The sequence below is a fragment of the Bradyrhizobium sp. Mp27 genome (genome assembly GCF_029953005.1).
In the GTDB taxonomy this organism is placed as follows: Bacteria; Pseudomonadota; Alphaproteobacteria; order Rhizobiales; family Xanthobacteraceae; genus Bradyrhizobium; species Bradyrhizobium barranii.
Genome location: NZ_JASAUS010000406.1, coordinates 1 through 2,330, shown reverse-complemented (window position 1 = coordinate 2,330; position 2,330 = coordinate 1). Strand labels below are relative to the sequence as shown.

Below are 2,330 nucleotides of genomic sequence, written 5' to 3'. Positions count from 1 at the left end.
TTCGCGGTTGAAGGTGATGGGGTGGCTTCGCAACCGAATCCTACGCCGCATCAGCGCTTTACACCACGCTCGCCAGCCCTCAGGCGCACTCTTACGAATAAGACGGGCTAGCGGCTGGGAGTCACGTTCGTCCGGCGATAGGATCGACGCATGGCCCGCATCATCCGCATGATGCCGCTCTCGGGCGGCGACCGTAAGCACTACGCTCGCGAGCTTGCGCGCACCGAGCGGCTGCACGCGGAGTTGGAAGTGCGTATGACGGCTGCCTATCAGGCCGCGCACCGGCTGGCCTGCGAAGAGTGGAACGCGCGGCGCTTCCTGGGCGGCGAGGCTGATCCTTCACCCTCCATCGCGGCGGCGATCCAGGCGGGCTTCACGCTGCTCGAAGTGAAGTGCGCGTCCTGCCGCCACTTCGAGCGCGTGTCCTTGCCCGATCTCGTCTGGCCGCGTGAGAAGCCGAGCCACTCGCTTGCGAGGGTGCTCTTCTGCCAACCGTGCCGCGTCGGGAGCGGCGCGACGCGGCGGCCGAACCTGATCTGCCTCTGCGCGCCCGGCACGACCACGGAGCCGCCTAAAACTGCCGCGAGAAAGCAGGGCGCGCGCGGTTCGCGACGAACGCTTTGACTATTGACAAGACGGGACATGTCCGCATATTGCGGACATGTCCGAGCGGAATTGTCCGCCGAGCAACACAAGCTGATTGCCGAACGTGGCAAGCTGTCCCGCGATGGTCCTTGCGCCTTGGCAGATCGCAGTCGGTGGAATGACGGCCGGTGCCGCTCTGTTCGGTGGGGGGCCATGACAGGCAAGCGTCTAAGTGAGTGTTTGGCCTCGCTGCGGTGGACGCAGCGGGGACTCGCCGCGATCCTTGATTGTGATGACCGCCTTGTGCGCCGATGGGCGGCTGATCAAGCAGACATCCCAGCCAGCGTCGCCGCGTGGCTTGAGACCTTGGCGCAGGCCCACGATGCGATCCCGCCTCCCACCGGATGGAAGAAAAGGCAAACCGTTTGAGGCCCCCAGAGAAATCTGTGCAGCGTTTTTCTTGCTCCTGTCGTATTTCGAAGACACGAAAGGCCCGTGGCAGATAGAGAAACGGCTGAAACTAAGGTGGTCTCACACCGGACATCTACAGATGCTTTGAAAGATCGAAACGAACACGACTCCGTCTGACCACCTATGACGCCCCACAAGAAAATCGCGTAAAAGGACTAGAATTATTACCACTAAACTTAAACGATCTGTCAAGCTGGCCACGTCTTCTGAACCTAGGTCCGAGGAAAACATGGCCGTATACGCTCTTTGGAATAACAAGGGAGGGGTAGGGAAGAGTTACCTAACCTTTCAAGTTGCTTGTGAGTACGCACTTTCGCATCGAAACGAAAAGGTGCTCGTTATCGACCTCTGTCCGCAAGCAAATGCTTCAAGCATGCTGCTTGGCGGTATCATCAATGGCGAGAAACACCTTGAGGAAATCTCTGGCAAAGCGCCAAAGCGGACAATCGCTGGTTATATCGAAGAGCGAATCGTCAGCCCTTATCTGAGCCCGAAAAAAGGTGCCTCGTTTGTTTTGCAGGTCCACCCATTCAACAAATATGTGCCAGATAATTTGTATTTGGTCGTAGGTGACGAGGCGCTCGAAGTTCAGACCTCGCGTGTGGCGAAAGCAACGAATCCAGGCCCGACGGACGCTTGGAGACTCGTTCATGGCTGGATCAGTGATCTGATATCCGACATTCGCGAATCGTGGAACGTCAAGAACTGCACGGTTTTTATCGACTGTAATCCCAGCTTCTCAATTTACACCGAGCTAGCGATGTCGGCTTCGGACAGACTTATCATCCCATTTTCGGCAGATGGTTCGTCGAAGCGGGCAGTGCGCGCCGTTCTCTATGGCGTCAATCGAATAAAGGGCACTGAGCAATCGGAGTTCTTCTTGAACTCTACGAAATTCAGAATGGCCCTGCCTAAAATCTATGCCTATGTCGGTAACCGGCTCACCCAAATGAACCTAGGAGCCGCTAGCGCTTTCAAGACAGTGGTGAACGAAATCGGCAAAGAGATATGGGCAGTTTGGCAGAAAAATCCCAACCATTTCGCCATCCATCCCGGTGGGACTCCGCCGCCACGGACGGCGGTTGAGTTTCGAAAGATGTTCCAGGCGGAGATTAATGATGCCAACACGGCATCGGTCGTATCTGGTGGGCTTGGGATACCCATTTAGAGCTGGCCCCGGTTGTTTGGACAGCGCCCCGCTGGATTTAAGTGGATTCCTGCCGGGTTATGCTGAACGCGGGGCTTTACGGTTTTGTCGTTGCGTCGGGAGGGCG

General features: G+C 57.3%; 2 protein-coding genes. Both read left to right on the top strand.

The features are described 5' to 3' along the window. Positions 1 to 150 precede the first annotated feature (150 nt). Positions 151 to 624 (top strand): hypothetical protein, encoded by a 474-nt coding sequence (locus QJT78_RS50310; RefSeq protein ID WP_049807875.1) that lies wholly within the window; start codon positions 151 to 153, stop codon positions 622 to 624. 661 nt (positions 625 to 1,285) lie between these two features. Further along, positions 1,286 to 2,224 (top strand): ParA family protein, encoded by a 939-nt coding sequence (locus QJT78_RS50305; protein ID WP_038944535.1) that lies wholly within the window; start codon positions 1,286 to 1,288, stop codon positions 2,222 to 2,224. Positions 2,225 to 2,330 lie beyond the last annotated feature (106 nt).